The organism is Pseudomonas sp. C9-3 (assembly GCF_032392015.1).
Classification (GTDB): Bacteria; Pseudomonadota; Gammaproteobacteria; order Pseudomonadales; family Pseudomonadaceae; genus Pseudomonas; species Pseudomonas nitroreducens.
The window spans coordinates 2,979,460-3,001,256 of the sequence record NZ_CP135919.1 but is presented as its reverse complement, the minus strand read 5'-3'; the positions used below and the strand labels follow the sequence as shown (position 1 = coordinate 3,001,256).

Annotated in this window: 24 protein-coding genes; 5 read left to right on the top strand and 19 right to left on the bottom strand. The window is 65.7% G+C overall.

Features of this window, described 5'->3' with window-relative positions; all coding sequences use genetic code 11:
* The 3 genes from RS899_RS13370 to RS899_RS13360 form a co-directional block, all read right to left on the bottom strand.
* Positions 1-1,182: an iron-containing alcohol dehydrogenase gene (locus RS899_RS13370; protein ID WP_315810183.1), complete on the bottom strand. Its 1,182-nt coding sequence runs from the start codon at positions 1,180-1,182 to the stop codon at positions 1-3.
* Between the two features lie 117 nt (positions 1,183-1,299).
* Positions 1,300-2,805, bottom strand: coding sequence for an APC family permease (locus RS899_RS13365; RefSeq protein ID WP_054907131.1), 1,506 nt, complete (start codon positions 2,803-2,805; stop codon positions 1,300-1,302).
* A 592-nt stretch (positions 2,806-3,397) separates the two neighbouring features.
* Positions 3,398-3,613 carry a hypothetical protein gene (locus tag RS899_RS13360; protein WP_054907130.1) on the bottom strand — a complete coding sequence of 72 codons (216 nt, stop codon included), beginning with the start codon at positions 3,611-3,613 and terminating at the stop codon, positions 3,398-3,400.
* A 102-nt stretch (positions 3,614-3,715) separates the two neighbouring features.
* On the opposite strand from RS899_RS13360, the gene RS899_RS13355 reads away from it, so the two are divergent.
* Both RS899_RS13355 and mntP read left to right on the top strand, forming a co-directional pair.
* Complete coding sequence (locus RS899_RS13355; RefSeq protein WP_233297672.1) at positions 3,716-3,901, top strand: hypothetical protein; 186 nt, start codon at positions 3,716-3,718, stop codon at positions 3,899-3,901.
* 246 nt (positions 3,902-4,147) lie between these two features.
* Entirely contained in the window at positions 4,148-4,717 is a 570-nt protein-coding gene (mntP, locus tag RS899_RS13350; protein WP_054907129.1) for a manganese efflux pump MntP, read from the top strand.
* A 141-nt stretch (positions 4,718-4,858) separates the two neighbouring features.
* Here the strand turns inward: mntP and RS899_RS13345 are convergent, their stop codons facing one another.
* The 8 genes from RS899_RS13345 to RS899_RS13310 all read right to left on the bottom strand — a co-directional run bounded on the left by RS899_RS13345 (position 4,859) and on the right by RS899_RS13310 (position 11,283).
* A complete protein-coding gene (locus RS899_RS13345; RefSeq protein WP_315810182.1) occupies positions 4,859-6,895 on the bottom strand; it encodes an LTA synthase family protein in 2,037 nt (678 codons plus the stop codon).
* Entirely contained in the window at positions 6,892-7,533 is a 642-nt protein-coding gene (locus tag RS899_RS13340) for a hypothetical protein (protein WP_315810181.1), read from the bottom strand. Before RS899_RS13340 ends, RS899_RS13345 begins: the two co-directional genes overlap by 4 nt.
* Positions 7,530-8,807, bottom strand: a complete 1,278-nt coding sequence (locus tag RS899_RS13335; RefSeq protein WP_315810180.1) for a sialidase family protein — start codon at positions 8,805-8,807, stop codon at positions 7,530-7,532. The genes RS899_RS13340 and RS899_RS13335 overlap by 4 nt, the downstream gene beginning before the upstream one ends.
* Positions 8,804-9,079: a PepSY domain-containing protein gene (locus RS899_RS13330; protein WP_233297668.1), complete on the bottom strand. Its 276-nt coding sequence runs from the start codon at positions 9,077-9,079 to the stop codon at positions 8,804-8,806. Before RS899_RS13330 ends, RS899_RS13335 begins: the two co-directional genes overlap by 4 nt.
* Before the next feature lie 267 nt (positions 9,080-9,346).
* A complete protein-coding gene (locus RS899_RS13325) occupies positions 9,347-9,775 on the bottom strand; it encodes a TOBE domain-containing protein (protein WP_054907124.1) in 429 nt (142 codons plus the stop codon).
* A 76-nt stretch (positions 9,776-9,851) separates the two neighbouring features.
* The gene (locus tag RS899_RS13320) at positions 9,852-10,193 is read right to left on the bottom strand and encodes a gamma-glutamylcyclotransferase family protein (protein WP_315810179.1); all 342 of its coding nucleotides are present in this window, start codon (positions 10,191-10,193) and stop codon (positions 9,852-9,854) included.
* 15 nt (positions 10,194-10,208) lie between these two features.
* Complete coding sequence (locus RS899_RS13315; protein WP_233297665.1) at positions 10,209-10,874, bottom strand: M24 family metallopeptidase; 666 nt, start codon at positions 10,872-10,874, stop codon at positions 10,209-10,211.
* A gap of 73 nt (positions 10,875-10,947) precedes the next feature.
* A complete protein-coding gene (locus RS899_RS13310) occupies positions 10,948-11,283 on the bottom strand; it encodes a hypothetical protein (protein WP_037008997.1) in 336 nt (111 codons plus the stop codon).
* 116 nt (positions 11,284-11,399) lie between these two features.
* On the opposite strand from RS899_RS13310, the gene RS899_RS13305 reads away from it, so the two are divergent.
* Entirely contained in the window at positions 11,400-12,044 is a 645-nt protein-coding gene (locus RS899_RS13305; protein ID WP_315810178.1) for a TetR/AcrR family transcriptional regulator, read from the top strand.
* Between the two features lie 13 nt (positions 12,045-12,057).
* Here the strand turns inward: RS899_RS13305 and RS899_RS13300 are convergent, their stop codons facing one another.
* The 4 genes from RS899_RS13300 to RS899_RS13285 all read right to left on the bottom strand — a co-directional run bounded on the left by RS899_RS13300 (position 12,058) and on the right by RS899_RS13285 (position 15,584).
* On the bottom strand, positions 12,058-12,372 hold the full coding sequence (locus RS899_RS13300) for an AzlD domain-containing protein (protein ID WP_315810177.1): 315 nt from the start codon (positions 12,370-12,372) through the stop codon (positions 12,058-12,060).
* A complete protein-coding gene (locus RS899_RS13295) occupies positions 12,369-13,067 on the bottom strand; it encodes an AzlC family ABC transporter permease (RefSeq protein ID WP_315810176.1) in 699 nt (232 codons plus the stop codon). Before RS899_RS13295 ends, RS899_RS13300 begins: the two co-directional genes overlap by 4 nt.
* A 108-nt stretch (positions 13,068-13,175) precedes the next feature.
* On the bottom strand, positions 13,176-14,198 hold the full coding sequence (locus tag RS899_RS13290; RefSeq protein WP_054907118.1) for a DNA topoisomerase IB: 1,023 nt from the start codon (positions 14,196-14,198) through the stop codon (positions 13,176-13,178).
* Between the two features lie 183 nt (positions 14,199-14,381).
* A complete protein-coding gene (locus RS899_RS13285; protein WP_315810175.1) occupies positions 14,382-15,584 on the bottom strand; it encodes an NAD(P)/FAD-dependent oxidoreductase in 1,203 nt (400 codons plus the stop codon).
* A gap of 323 nt (positions 15,585-15,907) precedes the next feature.
* On the opposite strand from RS899_RS13285, the gene RS899_RS13280 reads away from it, so the two are divergent.
* The gene (locus RS899_RS13280) at positions 15,908-16,429 is read left to right on the top strand and encodes an RrF2 family transcriptional regulator (protein ID WP_054907116.1); all 522 of its coding nucleotides are present in this window, start codon (positions 15,908-15,910) and stop codon (positions 16,427-16,429) included.
* Here the strand turns inward: RS899_RS13280 and RS899_RS13275 are convergent.
* Entirely contained in the window at positions 16,426-17,052 is a 627-nt protein-coding gene (locus tag RS899_RS13275; RefSeq protein ID WP_233297659.1) for a cell wall hydrolase, read from the bottom strand. The two genes, RS899_RS13280 and RS899_RS13275, sit on opposite strands and share 4 nt — an antisense overlap.
* A 172-nt stretch (positions 17,053-17,224) precedes the next feature.
* On the bottom strand, positions 17,225-18,046 hold the full coding sequence (locus tag RS899_RS13270) for an alpha/beta hydrolase (RefSeq protein WP_315810174.1): 822 nt from the start codon (positions 18,044-18,046) through the stop codon (positions 17,225-17,227).
* 422 nt (positions 18,047-18,468) lie between these two features.
* Between RS899_RS13270 and RS899_RS13265 the strand changes: the two genes are divergently transcribed.
* The gene (locus RS899_RS13265) at positions 18,469-19,173 is read left to right on the top strand and encodes an MgtC/SapB family protein (RefSeq protein ID WP_233297657.1); all 705 of its coding nucleotides are present in this window, start codon (positions 18,469-18,471) and stop codon (positions 19,171-19,173) included.
* Between the two features lie 177 nt (positions 19,174-19,350).
* On the opposite strand, the gene RS899_RS13260 is transcribed toward RS899_RS13265, so the two are convergent.
* Positions 19,351-20,436, bottom strand: a complete 1,086-nt coding sequence (locus RS899_RS13260; RefSeq protein ID WP_315810173.1) for an MBL fold metallo-hydrolase — start codon at positions 20,434-20,436, stop codon at positions 19,351-19,353.
* 217 nt (positions 20,437-20,653) lie between these two features.
* A complete protein-coding gene (gene ampC, locus RS899_RS13255) occupies positions 20,654-21,796 on the bottom strand; it encodes a class C beta-lactamase (RefSeq protein ID WP_315810172.1) in 1,143 nt (380 codons plus the stop codon).
* Position 21,797 lies beyond the last annotated feature (1 nt).

Sequence of the window (21,797 nt, the reverse complement as noted above, 5' to 3'; positions counted from 1 at the left end):
TCAGGCGAGCACGCCGTTGACCGCGTCGAGGTAGATGCGCGAGTAGTCCTCGGCCTGCAGCGGCAGGGCGTTGGTCTCGGAGGAGGAGATATCCGCCACCGCCTGTTCGCCGACCCATTGCGCATCTTCGCCGTCCAGGCCCAGCTCCCTGAGCGTATGCGGAATGCCCACCGCCGAACGCAGTTCCAGCACCCAGCCCAGCAGGCCTTCGAAGCTCGCCTCCGGCAGTTCCAGGTAGCGCGCCAGACGCGTGGCGTCGGCTTCGATGGCCGGGCGGTTGGCCACCAGCAGGTATGGCAGCAGCACGGCGTTGAGCAGGCCGTGGTGCTTGTGGTGCTTGGCACCCAGTGGGTGGGCCAGCGCGTGCACACCGCCGAGCCCCTTCTGGAAGGCGACTGCCGCACTGGCCGAAGCCACCAGCATGCCTTCGCGCGCGGCGAGGTCGGTGCCGTTGTGCACGGCGCGTTGCAGGTGCTCCTTCACCAGGCGTACGCCTTCGATGGCGACGCCGGCGGACATCGGGTGGTAGAGCGGCGAGAACAGCGACTCCAGGTGATGGGTCAGGGCGTCCATGCCGGTGGCGGCGGTGAGCGACTTCGGCAGGCCGACGGTCAGTACCGGGTCGAGAATCACCGAGCGGGCCAGCAACTCGCGGTGGCCGACGACTATCTTGATGCCGCGCGCAGTATCGGTCAGCACCGCCTCGCGGCCCAGTTCGGAGCCGGTGCCGGCGGTAGTGGGAATGGCGATCAGCGGCGGCAGATCGAGGGCGGGGTGATCACCCAGGGTCGGGTAGCGTTCGATCAGTTGCGACCATTCGAAATTGTGCAGGCCGTTCGCATCCCGGCTGAGCAGGGCGATGCCCTTGGCTGCGTCCAGCGCGCTGCCGCCGCCCAGGGCGATCAGCGAGTCGTGGCCGCCTTCGGCCAGAACGCCGGCGCCGGCGCTGACTTCTTCCAGCGCGGGGTTGCTGGAGAAACCGTGGAACAGCGCGTAGTCGATGCCGGCCGCTTCCAGACGGCGCCGCACTTCGTGCAGCGGCAGCAGTTCGAGCATGCCGGGGTCGGTGACCAGCAGCGGCTTGCGCATGCCGGCCAGGCGGCAGCGTTCGGCCAACTGATCGAGGGCGCCGACGCCGCAGAGGATTTCCGTGGGGTAGTTCCAGTAGTTCAGGGTGGACATGACAAGCTCCGGATTTCAGGCATGGCCTGCCCGTGCCGGCTCGTGCAAAACCAGCGGCGGGAGGATGTGGGAAACGGGGCGCCGGACAGGCCCGGCGCCAGGCGTTCAGGTGAGCGCTCAGCCGACGGCGCGGCCGGCGAAGCTCAGGCTGGTGGCGATGCGGCGGTGCGGCTTGGCGATGAACAGGTAGGCCAGGCCGAACAGGGCGAGAGCGGAGAACACCACGACTACCGCCCAGACCTGGAACCAGGGCGCGCCGGGCGGGGCGAGCATCTCCCGCGGCCAGGCCACGTTGATCGCCTCGAACACCAGCCAGACCACGGCGATGACGTTGACCAGCAGGCCCTTGCGGCCGAGCCTCAGCGCGCCCTTGTCCGGGTCCCAGCGGCCGGTCAGGCGTGCATACAGCGCGCTGGCGGCGACGATCAGGAAGACGAAGAAGAAGCCGCCGCTGCCGAAGGCGATCAGCGTGCCGACCGCCGTGGCGTTCAGCCCCAGGGCCAGGCCCAGGCTGGCCAGCAGGGTGCTGCAGACCATCGCGGCCATCGGTACCTTGCGCTTGTCGACGCGGCGCAGCAGGGCGGAGCCGGGAAGGATTTCATCGCGGGCCATGCCGAAGATGGCGCGGCCGATGTAGGTCTGCACCGAGACCACGCACGCGACGAAGGCGACCAGCACGATGGCCACGAACGGCTGCTCGGCCCAGGCGCCGAAGGCGTCCACCACGGCCGGGGTCACCGGGTCGATGATCTGCCCGCTGACCACGGCGGCCGGGTCCTTGTACGACAGGGTGACGGCGAAGGCGGTGAGCATCACCGTCAGCCCGACCACTAGCATCGAACGCAGGATGGCGCGGGGCGTGGAGACGCGGGCGTCGGTGGTTTCCTCGGAAATCTGCGAGCAGGCATCGAAGCCGAGGAAGGCCCAGCCGCCCACGGCCAGCGCGGTAAGGAAACCGCTCCAGTAGGTGCCGCCGGAGACTTCCAGGGCATTCAGGCTGCTGAACAGCATCTCGAAGGAGTGGTTGCGGAAGAACAGCAGCAACAGCACGCCGATGCCGATGGAGGCGATGGCCTCGGCGAAGATGCCGGCGTTGACGAAGTACTTCAGCGGGTTGATGCCCAGCAGGTTGACCGCTAACCCAAGGGCCAGGAGCGCCGCGCCGCAGAGTACCTGTGCGTTGGCCGACGGCGGCTCGCCGGTCAGCAGCAGGCCGAGCCAGAAGCCGCCGAGGTAGGCGACGGTGGTCAGCGAGGCGAGGGCGGAGGCGAGGTAGAGGAAGCCGGTGAACCAGGCCGCGCGGTCACCGATCAGCCGCCGTACCCACTGGTAGCAGCCGCCGGCCAGCGGGAACTGCGAAGACAACTCGGCGTACACCAACGCCACAGTCAGTTGCAGGAGCAGGCACAGGGGCACGACCCATACCCAGGACGGCCCGACGCTCATGGCGCCCAGGGACATCACCGAGTAGATGCCGACGACCGGGGAGATGGTGGCGAAGCCGACGGAGAACGACGACCACAGGTTCAACCCGCGGTCCAGTTCCTGGCGGTAGCCGTGGCTGGCGAGCAGGCTTTCGTCGCCGTTGCTATGGGATGCGACAGGGCTGCGAAGGTCAGACATGCCGGCCTCCGGTGTTCAGGGAAATAGGGGATTCACGGCCAGGCATGACGGGGCGCATGGGAGATCCTCGGGGCAGTTGGAGTTGTTATCGAGAACCCGCGTCTCTAAAGGACGGCTGAGTAGCTGGCGCTGTCAGTGCAGCGCGTGGCCAGAGTAGGGTGCTGCCGCATCAGGAAAAATTCATATTTGATTGAGCTGACATCAATGAAGGCTGATGTTTATGGGCGGATTGCCGGAATGATGCCAGGGAACCGGTGTGGCGGGCAGCGGATTGCCCTGTTGCGAGCAGAGCTGCTGTCGATGCGGTGGGAGCCTGCAAGATGCACGAGCCGCTCTACGGCGCTGCCACTTGGATCAGCGAGTAGGGCGTATAACCCGGAACGGGTTATCCGCCACTTCGGCGAATAACGCCCAGGCGTTATGCGCCCTACGAAGGCGTTCAGGGCAGGCGCAGGGTATAGAGGCTTATGGGGTCGGTCACGGGATGCGGTTTGCGAGCAAGGCCCACGCGTTCCCCATGGTTCTACAAAAGGTGACGAGTTTGCCGGGGGAGGAACCGGGAGCGACGGCGCGCTCCCGGTGTGCAGCGCTATCAGCAGTGCTTGTCCTGCCCGGCCTTTTTCTCGGTGTCCGGCTGGGCGTTCTGCGCGGTCTGCTGCTCGGCGTCGGCCTTGGCGCGAGCGGCCTGCAGGGCCTGGTAGTTGGCCTCGGTCAGGCGGTTGGTCATCAGGGCAGATTCTTCGGCCATGGACGCCTGGCTGGCGAGCAGGGCGGCAAGGGTGAGGGCACTGGCAGTGAGCAGTTTCATGAAGGGATTCTCGGGTAGTGGACTTCTGACAGGTGATTGCTCGCGAGTGGCCACAGTCTACTGACGGGGCGGCGGATGAACCCATGAGGAAAACTGCTGGAAATGATCGAATCGCTGATCGGTGGGCGAGGCAGTGCGCACACCGAAGATTGGCGGCTGAGCGGAAAGCCCTATGAGCAGCGGCCTGCAGCCGAAATTGAAGGGGCTTCGGTTGGCGCAGGGGCTGATCAATTAACCATCGATCATGAAGCCTTGCTTACGAATTCATGCCGTTCGGCTAATGAGTAACGGCAGGTTGCGAGGCGCACGTTCGCCCGACCGACGTGACGCTTTCTTCACGAACTCCTGTTAAGATCGCCGCCTCTTTGGGGAGTAGCCTGGCTTCACCACCCGCGTGAAGTCGCCCTGGTCAACATGATCGGCAACCTGCCGTGGCCAGTGCATCCGTCCGGATTGGCGAGACCAACGACATGACTGCGCTCACGCCGGGCTCGCAGTGTCTTGTCGTTGTCTCGTGCCCGGCTGGAGTTATCCGTGAATCCCATCTCGCTCATCTTCCTGGCCTTCGCCATGTCCACCGACGCCTTCGCCGCCGCCATCGGCAAGGGCTCGAGCCTGCACAAGCCGCGTCTCGTCGAAGCATTGCGCACGGGTTTGATCTTCGGCGTGATCGAAGCCATCACCCCGCTGATCGGCTGGTTCCTCGGCCAGGCCGCCAGCAGCTACGTCACCGAGTGGGACCACTGGATCGCCTTCGGCCTCTTGCTCGTGCTGGGCCTGCACATGATCTACAACGGCGTGCGCCACGATGATGAAGCCGAGGAGGAGAAGCCCTCGCAGCATTCCTTCTGGGTACTGGCAGTGACCGCCGTGGCCACCAGCATCGACGCCCTGGCGGTCGGTGTGGGCCTGGCCTTCGTCGATGTGAACATCTGGGTCGCCGCCGCTGCCATCGGCCTCGCCACCATGACCATGGTGACCATCGGCACCATGCTCGGCCGGGTGCTCGGCGCCGTGGTCGGCAAGCGCGCCGAGATCATTGGCGGTGTGGTGCTGATGCTGGTCGGTGCCACCATTCTCTATGAGCACCTGTCGTCGGTCTGAATCGACGATCCCAGCTTTTCGCCTGCAAGAAAAAGGGCCGCATGAAGCGGCCCTTTTTTCATCACGTTGAACCCTCACATACACCTGTACGCAGGGCGAATAATGCGCAGCGTGATCCGCCCTGCGTCTTGCCGTTCGGCTTCACTCGCGCACATTGCGGTACAGCATCACCCGCGAGGTCTCGTGCATGGCGCGGGTCAGCGCGGTGAGGCGCTGGAATTCCTCCGGGTGTTGCGGCGCGACGTTCTCCATGGGCGTCGGCGAGTAGATGTCGTGCAGCGTCGGTGAGCTGCCGTCGTGCTGCATCTGCAGGAGGAAGCGCCGGGTCACGCCGCCGATGATCGGGAAGGTGCCTTCGCGCAGTACCAGCGGTACCACGCGTTCGCCTTCCGCCGCGACCTGCTGCAGGTCGCGGCCCATGCCGCCGTTGACATAGGGCTTGCCGAGCAGCCCGAGCACCGTGGGCAGCAGGTCCGCCAGGCCCACCGCCTCGTCGAATACGCGCGGTTTCAGCAGGCCCGGTGCGTAGATCATCAGCGGCACGTTGTTGCTCTCCAGGCCCAGTTGCTCGAAGCCTGGGGCCATGTGCGGTATCTGGCTGATGCGGGTGTTGTGGTCGCCGAAGAACACGAAGATCGTATTGTCGAGGTAGCCGTCGCGCTCGGCCATTTCCAGCAGCTTGCCGATGTTGAAGTCCAGCAGGCGCACCGCGTTGAACTGCTCCAGGCTGCGCGAGCCGGCGGCCTGGACTTTCTCCAACGGCAGATCGAGGGGCTGGAAGCCGTCGTTGTCCCGCGGGATGGTGAAGGGCCGGTGGTTACCGGAAGTCTGCAGGTAGGCGAAGAACGGCTGGCCCTCGGGCAGTTGGCGCAGTACCGCGGTGCCTTCCCTGAAGAAATCCAGGTCGGAAATGCCCCAGACGTCCACCAGCGGCGATTGCCAGTGGCGCTCTTCGTAGAGCTGCACGCCGTCGATGCTGCGCTGGATCAGCGCATTGATGTTCGCCCAGCCGGCGTTGCCGCCGATCATGTAGAACTTCTCGTAGCCGTCCAGCGCGTTGATCAGGCTGTGCTGGCGCGAGATCAGCGGGTTGCGCGTGGCGGTCTGTTCGCGGGTCACGTCGGGTACCCCGGTGATGCTGGCCCAGACGGTCTTCGCGGTGCCGGTCACCGGTACGTAGAAATGCCGGAAGAACCAGCCTTCGCGGGCGATCCGATCGAGGTTTGGCGTTGGATCGAGCGGATTGCCGTAGGCGCCGACGGCGCTGGTACCCAGGGACTCCAGCATGACGAAGACCACGTTGGGCTGGCGCCCGGCAGCCAGTGCCGTGGGTTGCGCCGGCTGTTGCCGGCGGTAGTCCAGGGCCTGCGCGTCGGCGGCCTGGATGCCCAGGTAGTTCGCTATCAGCGGGTAATGCTGGCGCGCCTGGTCTTCGTCGAAGGCGACGGCATCGACGCGCAGGGTGTCGTAGAGGAAGATCACCGGGTTCAGCCCGAGCGCCGAGATTTGGGCATCGCCGCTGTGGAAGGCGTCACTCCAGCGCAGCGGCACCGGGTTCTCCAGGTTGAGGTTGTCGACTCGGCCGAGCAGGCCGAGGAACACCAGCACCGTCACTACCGCGGAGCCGGCGGCGACGGACCCGCGCGAAATCGGCGTGGCCGGGCGCTGCAGTGTCCTGCGCTCCACTTGCCAGAGTGCGGCGACCGTCAGCGTCAGGAGCGCCAGCCAGCCGAGGCCGATAGTCACCACCGGGTAGGTCTGCCAGACCATGCCGGTGGAGATCTGCGCATCTTCGATGAAGCGCAGCACCGTGGCGTTGATGCGCACGCCCAGGTACGCGTAATGGCCGAAATCGACGATGTAGACCAGCAACAGCAAGCCCACGACAAACGCCAGATAGGCGCGGGCGAGGTAGCGCGTAGCGCGACTGCGCAAGAGGTTCAGGCGTGGCAGCCAGGCCAGCAGCATCAGCGGCAGGGTGACCAGCAGCGCCAGGCGCAGGTCGAAGCGCAGGCCGATTCCAAGGGTTCGGGCAATGTCCTCGTTCTCTACCAGGGCCGGCCAGGAAAGACCGGAAAACCCGACCAGGAAAACCCCGCGCAGCAGGGCAAACAGCGCGAACAGTACGGCAATGACGGCGGCCAGATAATGCAGGCGCCTGGAGTGAATCCAACTCATCGATCGACCTCGGCCAGATCCCTGGTGTGGCGAGCGGTGCCAGCACTGGGGCGCAATGCTCGCAGCCGGCGTATAGCGGCGCGCACCGCCCAGTTGAGGCAGAAGAGCCAGGCGTAGAGCGCCAGCAACGGGTCGATCAGGTAGTTCCAGTAGTTGCCGGAACCGTCGCCTCGCAATGCGTAGGCCAGCGTTGCGATCAGCAGCGTCGCCGCGCCCAGGCCATTGCCCGTGAGCAGGAAGCCAAGGGTCAGCAGCGCCATCGCCAGCAGCAGCCAGCCGGGCTCGTAGCCCCAGCGAAACGGGTCGAGATAGCTCAGGCCCAGGGACGCCGGGTAGAGCACCAGCGCCAGTATCGACATGGCCAGCAGCAGGTCGTGCTGGTGCCTGGCACGGATGGTCACAACGCCGAAGCGCATCAGGGTGAAGCCCGCCAGCAGCACCAGCAGGCTGGTGGACAGGTCATGGGTGAAGCTGCGCACCACCATGGCCAGTGACAGGCCGTCGACGGGGACGAAGGTCAGCCCGACGGCAAGCGCGAGCCTCAGTGCTTGCCAGCGCGGCGCCGTGCCGAAGGGGGCCGTCAGCAGGAACAGGAAGAGAGCGAGCGCGAGGTGCGCCTGCCAGAGACCGAACATCATTTTTTGCCCTCGACCCAGGCGTCGGTGAAGCTGACGTGCTTGATGAAGGTGTCGTTCCACGAATAGACCAGGTGGTAGACACCGGCCGCATCACGGGCGAAGTAGGGGTACTCGTACTCGAATCGGCACTGGCCGGATTCGCACATGCGCTGGCTGACGCTGGCGAGGAAGTTCTGCTCCAGCGCCGGCCGCTGCGGCGCGCCCACGGCGTCCCAGGTTTCCCCGATCAGGGCGCGGAAGACTTCCGGCGCCACCGGGTCGCCCCAGGGGTCGGGAGACTCGTCGATCTGCGAGACCAGCCTCCAGTTGCGCAGTTGCGTGTCGGTTTCGTAGAGCGTGAGGCGGAAGCGGCCGTCCTCCAGGTCGTTCATCGCCACCAGCAGGTGGTCGTTGGCGCGGCCCACGGCGGCCAATGACGAATTGGGGTTGCTCGGCTCCACCGGCTGCGGCTCGCTCCAGGTTTGCCCGGCATCCGTGGTGCGGCTGGCGAGCACGCGGTGGTGCTCTTCGCCCGCATAGCGCAGCAGGGCGATGGCCTGCCGACCGTCCTGCGCCACCACGGTAGGTTGCAGCGAGTGCTTGCCCTTGCTGATGCGGAATTTGTCGAGCACCTCGCCGTCGCGGTTCAGGTAGAGGTACTCGGCGAACTTTCCCATGAACTCGTGGTACACCGGCAGGCCGATGGAGCCGTCGCGGTGGAACACCGGCGCGCCGCGTACCAGGGTGCTGAGGTTGAGGAAGGGCGTGGTGACCAGTTGGCGCGGCTGGCTCCAGGTCAGCCCCAGGTCGTCCGAGTGCATGGCGTTGATCGCGCTGCCGGCCCAGCCGCCAACCGAGACGGAAACGTAGAACAGCCAGAGGCGGTTGTCCGGCGACAGGGCGATGACCGGGTTGCCGAGCTTGCGGATATTCTTCTGCACCGCCTGTTCGGTGCCGATCCGCGTGGCCAGCACGCGCTCGGGCAACCATTGCCGGGCGCGCGCATCGAACTGCGCGGCACGGATCTGCACATCGGCCGAGCCTTCGCGGGTGCCGGCGAACCATACCGCCATCAGCGCCCCGCCCGGCAATGTGGCGAGCGAGGCGGAATGCACGAAGTCGCGGGTATCGGAGGAGGCGAAGCGTCGGGTCAGAACCGGCGCTTGGGCCGCAGCGGGCGCATTGGCGCTGGCGGCGAAGTCGGCCACCTCGAAGGATGGCGCCTGGTACCAGGCGAAGCCGAAGACGGCGACGACCAGCAGGCCCAGCGCAGGTTTGAGGGCGGCAGCCTTCATCGCCGGAGCACCGGTTCAGCCTTCACCAGGGCAAAGGTGACGGGATGGAAATACAACTCGACCCGGTCGCTGCTGCGGTCGAAGGCGTAGATCTCGTAGCAGTTGCCCGGCGTCACGCGGAACTTGGTGATGCGATAGCCCTGCTGCTTCATGGCCGAACGGAAGATCGACTCCTGTTGCCAGGTGGATCTGTCGGCGCGGGTGCATTGGGCGTCGGCGAAGGCGAGGTTGGCGCTGCCCAGCGCCGCAAGGAATATCGTGAGCTTCCACATGGGCTTGTCCGATCGGTCGAAGGCGCCAAGTTAGAAACCGAAATGTGAATTAATTGTTAAACATAACAAGCAGTTACATTGCTTTTTGATGTTCTTTGAAGGCCTTCTCCGGCTGCTTTCCGGCGAGCCTAGCGGCTATGTCGGCGACGCGCCAAACCGCTTTTGATGACTTTCTGTTTCGTTGCGGACGGTGGGGTGGGAAAGCACGGGCCGGTCAAGAGACCGGCCAGTGCCAGGGAGCGTCGGGTGGCGCTCCGCGAGGATCGGTCAGGCCGGCACGCCGAGAATGACGTGGGACGCCTTGATGACCGCGGTGGCACTGGCGCCCGGCACCAGGCGCAGGTCTTCCACGGCGTCGCGGGTGACGATCGAGTAGACCTGGGTGCCGCCGGCCAGCTCGATCACCACCTCGGCGTTGACGGCGCCGTCGGTGACGCTGACGACCTTGCCGTGCAGGCAGTTGCGCGCCGACAGGCGGAAGTCGCTGGCTTCGGTCATCAGCACGACCCAGGGCGCCTTGACCAGGGCGACGGCTTCGGCGCCGGCGGCCAGCTTCAGGCTGTTGACGCTTTCCACGGTGACCACGGCCACCAGGGTTTCGCCGCCGGCCAGTTCGAGGACGACTTCGCTGTTCACTGCGCCGGCGCGTACTTCGCGTACTTTGCCGTGGAAGACGTTGCGTGCACTGACTTTCATTGTTGCTCTCCGGTAGGTCGTAAAAACCTGACCAGAATGTCAGGAAACGCTATGCAGTTTCCACCACAGCGTCAGCTCAGGCCTTGATATAGACCCACGCCTGGAGGCCGGACTGCAATTGCACGTTGACCCGCTGGTAGTCCGATACCTCGTATGCATCTGCCGCCAGCAGCTCGTGCGGGGTGATCTCGAACACTGTCCCGGTTACCCGGTCGGCATCCGCTCCGCTGTATTGGACGATGGGGTGGTGGGTCTTGCCGCTGGTGGCGAGTACGGCAGGGTCGGTGATTTCCACCCAGTCCTGGCGGAACCCCACCAGGGCGTCGACATGCCCGTGCAGCTCGCGGCCGAAGCTGGCCAGTTGCACGGCCTTGTCCTGCAGGGTGCCGTAGGAGAACAGCAGTACGGTCTCGCTCATGGCTTGTGCTCCGCGTCAGGCCAGCAGGTCTTCGTAGAAGGCGCCGTAGGCCTTGCTCGGGTGGGCGAGCTGGATTTCCAGGATCCACAGGCCACCGCTCGGGTGCTCGGCGTAATCGCCCAGATCGCCGGCGCGGTAGATGGCGTGCGGGAAGTCGCTGACGCGGTGGCCCTTGATGTCCAGGTTGAGCAGCCAGCCCAGTTCCCCGGCCTGTTCATGGGCGAAGTCGTACAGCGCCACGCCGCTGCAGCCGGTCTCGCGCCAGCGCGCCTCGACGCGCTCGAACAGGGTTTTCGCCGCTGCCGCGCAGGCGGCCATCTCCGGATCGTTGCCGGTGACGAAGGTGGCGCCGGCATCGCCTTCATGGCCGCGCCAGACCACGCCCATGTCGATGAAGAAGATGTCGTTCTCGCCCAGCACCGGGTTGCCCTCGGAGCGCTGCTTGAAGGTCTTCAGGGTGTTGGCGCCGAAGCGGATCAACAGCGGGTGCCAGATGCGCTCCATGCCCAGGTCGGCGAGCACCTGCTTGCCGATGGCGACGGCCTCCAGTTCGGTCATGCCGGGGCGCATCTGCGCGGCGATGGCGTTCACGGCTTCCCAGGTGCGGGCCTGGGCGTATTGCATCGACTCCAGCGCGTAATTCGCGCCGACGGCTTCCTTGGCGTACACGGCGGTGTTCATGTCCTTTCCTCTGAACGACAGGCTAATCGGCATATATATTTCTACATAGCGGTGCCGGAATTCAATCGGAGTTTCAGCAGCAGGACATGGCGCAGGCGATGAAGGCGGTGGTCAGGGTGGTGATGCTCAGCCCCACCAGGAACAGGGTGTCGGCGACGCGTTCGAGACGGTGATTGCGTTGCAGCTTGCGGGTCCGCAGGCCGAAGTAAGCGGTGAGGGTGGTCGCCAGGTAGATCACCGTGTTCAGCGCGAGCATGTCCTGGCCGATCAGGTCCACGCGGTGCTGGCCGACGATGATGCGCAGGATGCCCACTACTGTCAGGCATACGCCGACCATGGCGCCGGACGCGGCGAAGATGTGCACGCAGATGTCGTCGTCCAGTGGGGCGGTATGGCTCTTGTGGCTCATGGCGGGTCTCCTGCGCCGGCCGCTGCGGTTCATCCGCTCGACTTGCCGGTCTCGATGTGGCTGCCATGATAGGTAGGACGCAACGCTTGCTGTACTCGCTTTCCCGGTGGCCCCAGGTGAACCGAAAAACAGCGGAAAATCAGCCAGATAGCCGTCGTCTGCCGCGGCAGGCGCGGGCGCTGGAGAAGGTCGAGCTCATATTGGAGGCGTCGCGGCGCATCCTGGAGCGCCATGGTCTGGAGGGTTTCACCACCAACCACGTGGCGGAACTGGCCGGGGTCAGCGTCGGCTCGTTGTACCAGTACTTCCCCAACAAGGACCGCATCCTCGACGAGCTGGCCCGGCGCGAACTGGCAGCGTTGGCCGCCGGCATCATGGGCGCGCTCACCGGCCGCCCGCCGGAGACGCCCGGCGAGCGCATCCGCGCAGTGATTCACGCCGCCGTCAGCGCCTATGGCGGGCGCACCGGCGCGCACAAGGCGCTGATGCACTACCTGATGACGCGCGGCGGCGGCAGCCCGCTGCCAGCCTTGCGCGGCAGCGTCATGACCCACCTGGTGACCCACGGCCTGATCGACCACGACCAGCAGTTGCGCAAGCTCGACGAGGCCGAGGTATTCGTCCTCGCCCATGCCGTGGGCGGTGTGCTGCGTGCCCTGCTGGACGACCCCGGCGCCCTGGCCCCGGAACGGCGGGAGGGCATCGAGGAAGCACTGGTGCAGTTGGTGCTGGCGTACTACGGGCGGGGCGCGGCGGGATGAAGCCCGGCGTCGGTCACAGCCACCAGCGCAGCAGGTAGAACGCGCCCATGCTGAGGATCACGCTGAGCAGCACGTTGCGCGTCCACAGCACCAGCGCCACGGCGACGATGGCGCCGAGCAGGTAGGGATTGTCCACGCTCAGGTTCAACTGGTGCTCGGGGAGGAACACGATGGGGCCGCAGATTGCGGTGAGCATGCCCGGCACGGCGAAGCCGAGGAACTGCCGCACGTTGCTGCTCAGGCGGATCGGCAGGCGCGGTTCGAGGAACACGTAGCGGTTGAAGAACACGATCAGGCCCATGCCGAAAATCACTGCCCAGACCATCATGCGCGCACCCCCGAGAGTTTCTGGCAGATAAAGCCGGCGAACATCCCCGCCAGCCCGGAAAGCACCAGCGCCGAGCCGACCTGCCAGTAGCTGAAGAGCACCGAGCAGAACAGCGAGACGGCGACGCAGACCACGGTAGGTATGTTCTTCACCACCGGCGCGATCAGCGCGACGAAGGTCGCGGCAATGGAGAAGTCCAGGCCCAGGTGTTCCAGCCCCGGAATGCTGCTGCCCACCAGCACGCCGGCCAGGGTGAAGAGGTTCCAGGCGATATAGAACGTCAACCCCACGCCCAGGGCGTACCAGCGGTTGAAGGTCTCGCGGTCGTGGCCGCTGGTCAGGGCGAAGAATTCATCGGTGAGCAGGAAGCCCAGGCCCGCGCGCCAGCGTCCCGGCAGGCCGGAGATCGCCGGGCGCAGGGTCATTCCGTAGAGCAGGTGCTGCGAGGTCAGCAGCAGGGTGGTGATCATGATCGAGATGAACCCGGCGCCGCCCTTGAGCATGCCGATGGCCACCAGTTGCGCGGCGCCGGCGAAGACAATGGCAGACAGGCCCTGGCCATGCAGTGGCGAAAGCCCGGCGTCGATGGCCAGGGAGCCGGCAAGCAGGCCCCAGGGCAGCACCGCGAGCGACAGCGGCATGATGTCGATGGCGCCCTTGAGGAAGGCACGTGAAGGAAGCTGATCTTGGGACATGAACGTTTCTTGCAGGCAGATAAGTGCCTTCAGGGTGGCAGAGAAACGCGCTGCCTGGCTTGAACAATCTTGCTGTCGTGAGTGTGTGAAGGTTCTTCCGGGGACCTGTCATGACGGCGGGCGAGACAGGAACGCCAGCAGGGTGGCTTCCTCGGCGCTCAGGTTCTGCCGCTTGCGCGATTTGCGCAGCCCGTTGAGTTCACCGGCTAGGAAGGCTTCGATCACCCGTGGGTGTATGTAGCATTTGCGGCAGATCGCCGGGGTATTGCCAAGCTCGTCCGCTACTTGCTGGATGATCGCCTTGAGTTGGCGGTTGGCGCTCTTCTCGTCTTCCCAGCGGGTCCTGCGGCAGTGCTCCAGGGCCAGGGTGGTACCGGCCCAGGTGCGGTAGTCCTTGGCGGTGAACTCCTCGCCGGCGTGCTCGCGCAGGTAGGTGTTGATGTCGCGGGAGTCGATCATGTGCCGCTGGCGCTCTGCGTCCAGGTACTGGAACAGCTGTTGCCCGGGCAGCTCCAGGCAGCGCCGGAGGATGCGCGCCAGGCGTGGGTGCTCGATGTCCACGCTGTGGCGGATGCCGCTCTTGCCACGAAAGGCGAAGCGGATGCGTGTGCCGCGGACTTCGACATGACGGTTGTTCAGCGTGGTGAGGCCGAAGGAGCGGTTCTCCTTGCGGTAGCGTTCGTTGCCGATGCGGATCAGGGTGCGATCGAGCAGTTCGACCACGGTCGCCATGACTTTTTCCGCTCCCAGGCCGGGCAGCGCCAGGTCCCGCTCGATGCGCCTGCGCAGCGCTGGCAGGCTTTCCCCGAAGCGCAGCAGGCGCTCGTACTTGGCGCTGTCGCGAACCTCGGTCCAGCGCGGGTGGTAACGGTACTGCTTGCGGCCGCGCATGTCGCGCCCGGTCGCCTGCAGGTGGCCGAGGGGGTCGATGCAGATCCACACATCGATATATGCCGGCGGAATCGCCAGGCGGTTGATGCGCTCGATCTCTGCTTCCACGCGGATGCGTTCGCCGCCCGGGTCGAAGTAGGCGAAGCGCCCGCGCAGGCGACGCCGGCTGATGCCCGGCAGGCGATCGTCGACGTAGTGCAGGTCGGGAGGAAGGTCCGGCAGCTCCGGCGGTGTGCTCATGGCGGCTCCTCGAAGGCTCTTCCGTAATGGATCGCGGAAGGGCATCGGGAGTGCGGTTTTTTTCATCCGCCGCGGCATGGCGAAGCCCAGGAACGCCCATCTTCGGCGGCCAGGTGTGTGGTTGAGTGCGCCTGCGAAAAAGCCCCGGAAGGCTCGCGCCAACCGGGGCTTCTGCTCCGCGCGTCAGGCCACGACAGGGATCATCGGATCGGCTGCCGCCAGCGCGGTGGTGCGATCAGCGGCCGGCGGGTAGATCCACACGGTGTTGATCTCGGTCTTGATCTTCTTGCCTTCTTCGCGCTGGAAGCGCACCTGGCGGTCCCAGCCTTCGGTGAACAGCGCGCCCCAGGCGCCCAGGTCCAGGCAGGTGACGTACTTCTCCTGGCTGTAGGGGATGGGCGCTACGCCCAGCAGGTCGGCGGCAGCGTTGTTGCCGGCCGAGCGGCCCAGGGCGATGGCGTGCTGGCAGGTCATCAGCGCGTAGTTGCCGGCGTTGTCCACGGCGGCGTAGGCGACGTCGCCGGTGGCGAACACGGCGTCCTGGCCAATCACCTGGAGGTTGCGGTCCACGTGCAGGCGGCCCTGGCGATCACGTTCGCCGGCGACCTGTTCGGTCAGCGAACTGGCGCGCACGCCGGCGGTCCAGATCACGGTCTTCGCCTCGATGCGCTCGCCGCTGGAGAGCGTGACGCCGTTTTCGTCGATGGATTCCACCGAGGCCTTCAGGCGCCATTCCACGCCCAGCTCGGCGGAGGCTTCGGCCACCACGGATTGCGACGTGACGCCCAGCGCACCGCCGATCTCGGCGCCGCGATCGACCACGATCACCCGTACCTTGGCGTCCGCGCCCAGTACTTCTCGCAGGCGCGCGGGCATTTCAGCGGCTGTCTCGATGCCGGTGAAGCCGCCGCCGGCGACGACCACGGTGTTGCGCGCTGCGGATTCCGGCAGTTGGTTCAGCGAGCGGATATGCGTTTCAAGGCGCACGGCCTGGTCGATGTCGTCGACGTCGAAGGCGTGTTCGATGCCCGGCAGGGCGGGGCGGGCGACCTTGCTGCCGCTGGCGAGGATCAGGCGGTCGAAGCCCAGGGTGGCGATCTCACCGCTGGCATCGCGGTAATCCAGCTGGCGCCCGTCGACGTCGATCTGCTCGGCGCTGCCCTGGATGAAGGTCACGCCCACGGCGCCGAACAGGTCGCCCAGCGGCGCGGCCATCTGGTGCACGTTCGGCTCGTAGAAGCGCGGGCGGATGCGCAGTTCGGCCTGCGGGGCAAGTACAGCGACTTCGATGTCGCCGCGCTGGTGCAGGTCGAGCAGACGCGTGGCGCTCAGGGCGCTCCACATACCCGCGAAACCGGTGCCGACGATCAGGATGCGTTGTTTCATGGTCTCTCCGACGAAAAGGATGAATCCAGGTTGTAGGGTTCCCGAGTGCCTGATATCGGAGCGGTTCGCTTCCCGGCTCGCCTCGGATAACTACGACTATATTTGTCGTAGTTATTCGGCGCAACTGATTTTTACCCCAAACTCCGACCATTCGTCACACCTGGGGCGGAGGCGGTAGCTCTGCTTCTGTTTATTCGCTGAACGCTTTGAAGTGCTGCAAGCCCTGCTCTGCGGGTTACAATTCGTCTGGTTGCATGCTTAAGTGCTTGCCGGGCGCAGGCTTTAGCTTGAGAATAATACGACTAACTTAGTCGGAGTTTGTGATGGCTTTATACAGCGCAGGGGTGGAGTACGGCATTCACTGCCTGCTCTTCCTGACGGATGAGAAGGGCGACAGCCGTGACTCCAGCGTGCGAGCGCTGGCGGAGTTGCAGGGTGTGCCCCAGGAATTGCTGGCCAAGGTCTTCACCAAACTGGCCAAGGCTGGGCTGGTAGCGGCCACTGAAGGTGTGCGCGGTGGTTTCCGCCTGGCGCGGCCGGCGGACGAAATCACCGTGCTGGACATCGTCAGGGCCATCGATGGCGACAAGCAGATTTTCGAGTGCCGCGACATCCGCGGCCGCTGCGCGGTGTTCGAAGGTTCGCCGCCGGAATGGGCGACCTGCGGTACCTGCTCGATCCACGCCGTCATGCTGACCGCGCAGAAGCGTATGGAAGAGGCGCTGGCCCAGCACACCGTGCTCGATCTCGCACGCCGCGTCGGGCGCAAGGCCCCGCCGGAGTTCGGCGAGGCCCTGGTGCGCTGGATGGACGCCCAGCGCGACGGCAGCAGCGCCGTCAGCTAACGCGCATCGCCGCCGCGCGGCTTGTAGAAGACGAACTCGTCTGTCTCGGCCGTGCGGATGTATTCCTTCGCCCAGGACGGCGAGACGTGGCGGTCGTGGAAGTACATCGCGCCGCGCGTGCGGTCGCCCAGTTGCTGGTTCAGCGCCTTGCGGGCGATTTCCTTGGCGATGTCGTAGCGGTTCTTTTCCTCCACCTGATCGGAGCGGCCGTCGCACCACCAGGAAAACTGGCAGTGTTTCTGCTCCTGGCCCTGCTTGACCACGCCACACACGGTGTCGGGGAAGCCACCGTGGCCCATGCGGTTGAGCACCACATTGGCCACCGCCTCCATGTCGGCGCGGCCGCCACCTTTGGCTTCCCAGTAAATGGTCCGCGACAGGCAGACGACGGCGTCGTCCAGCGGTGCCTTGCCGGCGGGGTCGACGGCTTTCACTTCGGCCTTGGTGATGGGGGCTGCGGTGGTTACCGCGGTAGCGGGGTGGGCGACCTGTTGTTCCAGGACTTCGCCCTTGGTCACGGCGGCCTGGGCTTTCTCATCGGTGGATGTGCCCAGCTCAGCGGCGATGGAAGAGGGTGCCCAGAGCGCGAGCAATAACAGCGGAAGAAAATGAAGGCGGCACATGATCGAACCTACCTGCGCGACAAAACCAGTCCGGCCGTTGCGCAGGGCCCTTCCGGTACCCGCGCGACGGCGCCCTTGAGGCTGCTCCCTGGGAAAAGAAAGCGAAGCGACGGCGCCTGGTCGTTGTGACCGTCCTGCACGAACCCGGATTCAATTTTTCAGCCAGACGGTATTACCTGCGCCCCACGACTGACGGGGCCTGGGGCACATGGCGCTGGAAAAACTCGGCCACCGCCTGCAGCACGGCAGGTTGCTGTTCGCGGTGCGGAACATGTCCGCAATCGGGCAGCAGCCTGAGCATCGTCGGTACGCCCGGTATCGAGGTGAGACGCTGCGGGTGGGCGGCCGAGCCGTACTCGTCCTGCTCGCCATGCAGGCTGAGGGTCGGGCACTTTACCTGCGCCAGTTCGGCGTCCAGGTTCCAGTCGCTGAAATCGTCCGACAGCCAGGTGTCGACCCAGGCGCGCAGCACCCAGAAAGCCTTGTCGCCATGGTACTTCTGCAGGCGTTGCAACTGCCCCTCGCGGGCGAATTCCAGCTCCGCGGCGCGGATGCCGTCGCGGGTCCGGTGCTCGACGAAGGCCTGCGCCGACTCGGTGATCAACGCCGCGCAGGTTTGCGGATGCCGTGCCACGCACGTCACGGCCATGGCGCCGCCAACGCTATGGCCGAACACCACGCAGCGCTCGAAACCGAAGTGCTGCTGCAGCAGAGGGAAGACGGTGCGTGCTTCCCCGTCGATGAAGTCCAGGGGCAGGGCACCGGGGTAGCGCTCTGAGCGACCGAAACCGAGGCGGTCATAGGCGATGACCGGGCGGCCGGTGGCGCCGGCGAGGCTTTCCGGGAAATCGCGCCACAAGGTGACGCAGCCCAGCGAGTCATGCAGCAGCAGGATCGGCTCGCCGGTGATCTCGGCGGGTGTCCAGGCTTGGGCGAACAGTTGGCCTTTCTCGCTGCTGATCCAGTGCTCGCGGGTGACGATGGCGGACGGCATGACGTGTTCCTGATCAGGGCAGGGGCGCATGGTAGGGCCCTGGCCCGTTCGATGCCAACCATGGGTCCAGGCACTAAGGAAACCTTAAGGCTGCTCGGGGATGATGACGACTCGCGGCCGGGGCTGTCCCGGGCAGTGCTCACACCGGGCCCGGTCGCTTTTTTTGAATCAATAGAGGAGTCCTGCCTTGGACACTTGCCCTGGTCGATTGCGACAGGTCTGAACAGCGAGCCGTCCGGCAGAACCCTGCCACTGTCTCGCTGCGTTGCGGACAGTGGCGATACGCATCCCGCCGCGGGATGACGTCTCACCATTCCCCTGCGGGGCCAACCGGCCCTTCGCTCCCTCGCAATCCACCACCCGAATGCGCGCCGGCACCGCCCGGCGCATGGAGCGGCCGAGCGCCGCAAACGAGGTGGAACATGGATTGGAAAATCTTCCTGCTGCGGGTTGCCGCGGCACTCATCCTGGGCGCCCTGATCGGCGCCGAACGCCAGCTGCGTCAGCGCCTGACCGGCCTGCGTACCAATGCGCTGGTCAGCACCGGTGCCTGTCTCTTCGTGCTGATGACCCAGGCCATGCCGGGGCTCTCGGCCGACGCTCCGCGCATCGCTGCTTATGTGGTGTCCGGCATCGGCTTCCTCGGCGGCGGCGTGATCATGCGCGATGGCCTGAATGTGCGCGGCCTCAACACTGCTGCCACGCTCTGGTGCACCGCCGCCATCGGTGTGCTGTGCAGCATGGGGCTGTTGCTCGAAGCCGCGCTGGGCAGCGTGGTGGTGCTCTGCGCCAACATCCTGCTGCGCGACATCGCCCTGCGCCTGAATCACCAGGACGTGGTGCCGGCCAGTGAAGCGGAGCAGCGCTACGGCGTCGCGATCATCTGCCGCGCCGAAGACGAGATTCAGGTGCGCAGCCTGATGCTGCACAGCCTGGACAGCAGCGAACTGCGCCTGCAATCGCTGCACAGCGAGGATCAGCCCAACCCGGCGAAACTGGAAGTGCGCGCCGAGTTGCTCGGCGGCCATGGCGCCGCCGGACAACTGGAACGCATGGTCAGCCGCATCAGCCTGGAGAAGGGCGTCAGCTCGGTGCGCTGGCAGCTGTTCGAGCTGGCCAGCGATTGAGTATGCGAGCACTCATGGCTTTTCGTAGGGGCGAGCAAGCTCGCTCCTACAAGAACAGCGCCATGCGGTACCGGAACGTCGATCGTAGGATGGGTGGAGCGGAGCGATACCCATGCTGTTGGTGCAACGCATTGATGGGTATCGCTTCGCTCCACGCCATCCTACAACGGCCGGGGCTCAACTCTCGCGGGCGGCGCGACAGCCACAGCGCGGCACCGGTGTGCGGGCTTCCTCGGCTACCACGCCGCGCCACCAGCGTTCAGCGTTATGTGGCGCTTCGATATCGATGCGCTCGCCCATCATCGGCGTGGTAACGCTCAGCCCGCGCTCGCCGGCGATTTCCAGTACGCGTTCGAAGGGTTCGTACCAGGCGTGCATGGCCAGGTCGAAAGTGCCGTTGTGGATCGGCAGCAGCCAGCGGCCGTTGAGGTCCTGGTGCGCCTGCACAGTCTGTTGCGGATGCATGTGCACGTAGGGCCAGTGCTCGTTGTAGGCACCGGTTTCCATCAGCGTCAGGTCGAAGTGGCCGAAGCGCCGGCCGATCTCGGCGAAGCCGTCGAAGTAGCCAGTGTCGCCGCTGAAGAAGATGCGCAGGCTGTCGTCCTCGATCACCCAGGAGCACCACAGGGTGCGGTTGCCGTCGCGTACTCCGCGGCCGGAGAAGTGCTGCGCCGGGGTGGCGGTCAGGCACAGGCCGTCCACCGTGGTGCTCTGCCACCAGTCCAGTTGGCGGATCTTCTCTGCCGGTACGCCCCAGTCGAGCAGGCGGTCGCCCACGCCCAGCGGGGTGAGGAAGACCTCCGCGCGTTCGGCCAGCACGGCGATGGTCGCGCGGTCAAGGTGATCGTAGTGGTCGTGGGAGAGGATCACGCCGCGGATCGGCGGCAGGTCCCGCAGGGCAATCGGTGGCGCGTGGAAGCGCTTGGGCCCGGCGAAGCTGAAGGGCGACGCGCGTTCGGAGAACACCGGGTCGGTCAGCCACCAGCCGCCGCGCAACTTGAGCAGCAGGGTGGAGTGGCCGAGGCGATACAGGCTGCGGTCAGGCGCGGCGTCCAGTTCGTCCGCAGTCAGCGCGCGCACGGGTACCGGCGCGCGCGGCACGGTGTTCTTCGGTTTGTTGAACAACACATCCCAGAGCACCCTCGCGCTTGGCTCGGGCATGTCCGCCGGGCGCGGGGTGAGGTTGTGGAAGCGGCCTCCGCGCGACTGCGCAGAGTGGTCGTAGTCGCCGATGGGCGCGCGTTGCAGTGGGAGGCGGGGCAAGGCACTGATCCTCTGGTGGCGGAATCTGTCAGGACACCACGCTACAGGCTCCGCCGCCAGGGATCATTATCGGCATTTTGATTCAGAACATCACCGGCATCGATACAGGTCGCGCGCCACGGGCGAGGCGCTGTAGGAGCGAGCTTGCTCGCGAACCTCTTGGCGCCGGAGCCACCGGGAGGCATCGCGGTCAAGGTTCGTTCCCACAGCAAGCGCGTCAATCCAGCTTCGAGAGAATGTCCCAGGCCAGCTTCACCCGCGCCTCGTTGGGGTAGTTGCGGTTGGCGAGGATGACGATGCCGCGCTGCTTCGACGGGACGAACGCGACGTAGGCACCGAAGCCGCCGGTGGCGCCGGTCTTGTTCACCCAGACGTCCTGCTGCGGCGGCAGCGGCTTGCGCAGAGCCTTCACCGGCTGGCTCTCCAGCACCATCGAAGGGCCGTTGTATTGCTGTAGTTCGGCGAGCTTGGGGGGGTAGGCATACTGCTCCCAGACGAGGTCCTGGGTCATCGGGCCGACCTGGTAATAGCCGGTGCGGGTGGCATCCACCGCCGCCTGCAACTTGGTACCGAGCTTGACCTCGCCCAGTTGCACCTGGACGAAACGCAGCAGGTCACGACTGCTGGATTTCACCCCGTAGGCCTCATCGGCGATCTGGTCGGGGTTAACCCGCACGGGCTGGTCGTCCTTGTCGTAGCCCTGGGCATAGACACCCTGGCGCGTCACGGGCACATCGATATGGGTATTGCTCAGTCCCAGCGGGGCGAAGACGTTGCGCTGCATCGCGGTCTTGAACGGCACATCAAGGGCGCGCGCGGTGGCGATGCCGAGCAGGCCGATACTGGGGTTGGCGTAAGTCCGCTGGGTGTTGGCGGGGTACTGCGGCTGCCAGGTCCTGTAGTAGTCGGTGAGCTGTTGGGGAGTCTTTACCTCATCGGGCAGTTGCAGCGGGAAACCGCCGGTGACGTGGGTGGCGAGCTGGATCAGCGTCACCTTGTCCAGGGCGCTGCCGCGCAGTTCCTTCAGATAATGCGTCGGGCTGTCCTGCAGCTTGAGCTTGCCGCTGGCCTCGGCGAAACCGGCAAGGGTGGCGGTGAACGTCTTGCTCACCGAGCCGATCTCGAACAGCGTATCGCTGCTCACCGGCTGTTTGCTCTGCTTCGACGCCACGCCGAAATTGTAGAAATGCTGCTCGCCATGGTTGGTGACGCCAATCGCCAGGCCGGCGATGTTCTGTTCGCGCATGACCTGCTGGGCGAGCTTGTTCACCTTCGCATCGAAGTCCGGCGGGGTGGCTTGGGCGAGGTTGGAGAATGCGAGTGCGATGAGGCTGAACGCGAGGGGAGCGGTCCGGCGCATG

What these genes read in the sequence shown, in the direction of transcription:
- RS899_RS13370 (WP_315810183.1), bottom strand. Translation starts at nt 1,182, where the DNA reads ATGTCCACCCTGAACTACTGGAACTACCCCACGGAAATCCTCTGCGGC.
- RS899_RS13365 (WP_054907131.1), bottom strand. Translation starts at nt 2,805, where the DNA reads ATGTCTGACCTTCGCAGCCCTGTCGCATCCCATAGCAACGGCGACGAA.
- RS899_RS13360 (WP_054907130.1), bottom strand. Translation starts at nt 3,613, where the DNA reads ATGAAACTGCTCACTGCCAGTGCCCTCACCCTTGCCGCCCTGCTCGCC.
- RS899_RS13355 (WP_233297672.1), top strand. Translation starts at nt 3,716, where the DNA reads ATGATCGAATCGCTGATCGGTGGGCGAGGCAGTGCGCACACCGAAGAT.
- RS899_RS13345 (WP_315810182.1), bottom strand. Translation starts at nt 6,895, where the DNA reads ATGAGTTGGATTCACTCCAGGCGCCTGCATTATCTGGCCGCCGTCATT.
- RS899_RS13340 (WP_315810181.1), bottom strand. Translation starts at nt 7,533, where the DNA reads ATGATGTTCGGTCTCTGGCAGGCGCACCTCGCGCTCGCTCTCTTCCTG.
- RS899_RS13335 (WP_315810180.1), bottom strand. Translation starts at nt 8,807, where the DNA reads ATGAAGGCTGCCGCCCTCAAACCTGCGCTGGGCCTGCTGGTCGTCGCC.
- RS899_RS13330 (WP_233297668.1), bottom strand. Translation starts at nt 9,079, where the DNA reads ATGTGGAAGCTCACGATATTCCTTGCGGCGCTGGGCAGCGCCAACCTC.
- RS899_RS13325 (WP_054907124.1), bottom strand. Translation starts at nt 9,775, where the DNA reads ATGAAAGTCAGTGCACGCAACGTCTTCCACGGCAAAGTACGCGAAGTA.
- RS899_RS13320 (WP_315810179.1), bottom strand. Translation starts at nt 10,193, where the DNA reads ATGAGCGAGACCGTACTGCTGTTCTCCTACGGCACCCTGCAGGACAAG.
- RS899_RS13315 (WP_233297665.1), bottom strand. Translation starts at nt 10,874, where the DNA reads ATGAACACCGCCGTGTACGCCAAGGAAGCCGTCGGCGCGAATTACGCG.
- RS899_RS13310 (WP_037008997.1), bottom strand. Translation starts at nt 11,283, where the DNA reads ATGAGCCACAAGAGCCATACCGCCCCACTGGACGACGACATCTGCGTG.
- RS899_RS13300 (WP_315810177.1), bottom strand. Translation starts at nt 12,372, where the DNA reads ATGATGGTCTGGGCAGTGATTTTCGGCATGGGCCTGATCGTGTTCTTC.
- RS899_RS13295 (WP_315810176.1), bottom strand. Translation starts at nt 13,067, where the DNA reads ATGTCCCAAGATCAGCTTCCTTCACGTGCCTTCCTCAAGGGCGCCATC.
- RS899_RS13290 (WP_054907118.1), bottom strand. Translation starts at nt 14,198, where the DNA reads ATGAGCACACCGCCGGAGCTGCCGGACCTTCCTCCCGACCTGCACTAC.
- RS899_RS13285 (WP_315810175.1), bottom strand. Translation starts at nt 15,584, where the DNA reads ATGAAACAACGCATCCTGATCGTCGGCACCGGTTTCGCGGGTATGTGG.
- RS899_RS13280 (WP_054907116.1), top strand. Translation starts at nt 15,908, where the DNA reads ATGGCTTTATACAGCGCAGGGGTGGAGTACGGCATTCACTGCCTGCTC.
- RS899_RS13275 (WP_233297659.1), bottom strand. Translation starts at nt 17,052, where the DNA reads ATGTGCCGCCTTCATTTTCTTCCGCTGTTATTGCTCGCGCTCTGGGCA.
- RS899_RS13270 (WP_315810174.1), bottom strand. Translation starts at nt 18,046, where the DNA reads ATGCCGTCCGCCATCGTCACCCGCGAGCACTGGATCAGCAGCGAGAAA.
- RS899_RS13265 (WP_233297657.1), top strand. Translation starts at nt 18,469, where the DNA reads ATGGATTGGAAAATCTTCCTGCTGCGGGTTGCCGCGGCACTCATCCTG.
- ampC (WP_315810172.1), bottom strand. Translation starts at nt 21,796, where the DNA reads ATGCGCCGGACCGCTCCCCTCGCGTTCAGCCTCATCGCACTCGCATTC.